Origin of the sequence: Ruminococcus sp. J1101004sp1_RTP21198st1_B9_RTP21198_201120, assembly GCF_040924245.1 — a bacterium.
GTDB classification, from domain to species: Bacteria; Bacillota; Clostridia; order Lachnospirales; family Lachnospiraceae; genus Blautia_A; species Blautia_A faecis.
In genome coordinates this window covers 1-1,847 of record NZ_JBCOMI010000074.1, presented here as the reverse complement: position 1 = coordinate 1,847, position 1,847 = coordinate 1, and the positions used below count along the sequence as shown (strand labels likewise).

General features: G+C 41.1%; 1 protein-coding gene. It reads right to left on the bottom strand.

The annotated features are described in order from the left end of the window. Positions 1 to 62: 62 nt before the first annotated feature. On the bottom strand, positions 63 to 1,358 hold the full coding sequence (gene ltrA, locus AB5618_RS21255) for a group II intron reverse transcriptase/maturase (protein ID WP_009323505.1): 1,296 nt from the start codon (positions 1,356 to 1,358) through the stop codon (positions 63 to 65). Positions 1,359 to 1,847 lie beyond the last annotated feature (489 nt).

Sequence of the window (1,847 nt, the reverse complement as noted above, 5' to 3'; positions counted from 1 at the left end):
AGCCCCTCACAGATCCGTACGTGCGGCTTTCCCGCATACGGCTCCTCATAGTAACATTCGCTTCAATATAAACAATAGTACGTTTTAGGTTTTGCTAACGGGTAATACTTGAGCATTTCCACAAATCCATTCCATGTGTATGCCCGTCTACAACCTCTCCGATTCATGGCTTTGAATAGAAACTGTTGTACTCTATGCAGGAATGTTGTTATCTTCCGAAAATTCCATGTAACACCATAATACCGATAGTGTCCAATTAGTTTTACGTTCAACTCTTTAATTATTTCTCGCATTGGTCGATTTCGATTATCGTAAATCCAGTTCTTGTATGCTCTAACCTTTTGCTCTAACTTCTTTCTTGAAGTCTGTACCTTTGGCACGAAACCTCCCTTTCGAGTTTTGCTACAATAGAAGGTAAACCCCAGAAAATCAAATGTTTCAGGTTTACATTCTCCTCTTGCTCTACGATTCTGCTCTGCAAATCTCCCAAATTCAATTAGTCTGCTTTTACTACTTTCCAGCTCCAGTCCAAACTTTTCCATTCGTTCCTTTAACTCTTTATAGTATCTTTCAGCTTCTGACTTATATTGAAATCCTGCAACAAAATCATCCGCAAAGTTGACGAGAAAACACTCTCCCTGCATTTCCCTTTGCACCACCAGCTTAAACCACAGCGTCAGCACATGATGCATGTATATATTTGCAAGCATCGGACTCATTGCTGAGCCTTGTGCCGAACCTTCCTCTGTTGGCTCGAATTTTCCTTGCTCCATTATTCCTGCTTTAAGGTATTTACGTATTAGCCACAATAAGTTCTTATCCTGTATATTCCATTCAAGGAACTTCATCATCCAATCATGGTCGATATGGTCAAAGAAACCTTTGATATCGGCATCTACGATATAGCTGATTTTTCCATAGCTTATCCGTTGGTATACTTCTTTTATTGCTTCGTGACACCCCCTATTCGGTCTGAATCCATACATGCAGTTTAGGAATCTCGGTTCATAAATAGCTCCCAGTATTTTCTTCACTGCCATTTGTACAATCTTATCTTCATAGGAAGCAATCCCTAATGGTCGTTTCTTTCCATTTCCTTTAGGTATATATACCCTCAGTGACGGAAGTGGCTTAAAGGATTTGTTTTTCAACCTCTGTACCAGTTCCTTGATATTTCTATCAAGGTTCTTCCCATACTCATCCTTAGTTACCTTGTCAATTCCGACTGCTTTGTTCCCATCTAATTCCTTATGGCATTGCTTTAGCATATCTTCATTTATCAAGTGGTACACTGATGTAAATATAGGATGTTTTGATGTTGCTGATATCTCAGCTATTCTTACTAATTTCGTTTCCATTATTTCCTCCGTCCCTGAGTACGGATAATGTGTCCTCAGTAAGACCTTTACTATGCAATCCCCTTCCCTCCATCGGCATTGCCCGATTTCTACAGTACTATGGGATTGTCCGACCACCTACCATTCATTTGAAATACTCCGTTTTCAGTTGCAATTTCATACTCTTCTTCGAGAAATGGCAGGTTCTCCCCAGTTGATGTGTATTCACAATGTAAAACATGATTGGTTCTCTGACTCCGCAGTGCCACATAACACTCGCCATATCGCATTACATGATATTGTCTTCCGCACCAGTTAAGACGTCGACCGACTGAAGTTAACGTTTCGAAGCTCAATCACTATTCAACCCTGCTTTCTTGCTGTCTACGCTTGTCAGATGCCGTTACCGGCATCATCCCAAGACTCGCTATTATCTGGTTGGCTAAACCTTGGATAAACCGGAATCCCACCGGCTTGACTACACACCCTTAGCTGGGCGCACAACTGGAA

Excerpts from the sequence above, each read along its gene's own strand:
- ltrA (WP_009323505.1), bottom strand. The coding sequence starts at position 1,358 with ATGGAAACGAAATTAGTAAGAATAGCTGAGATATCAGCAACATCAAAA.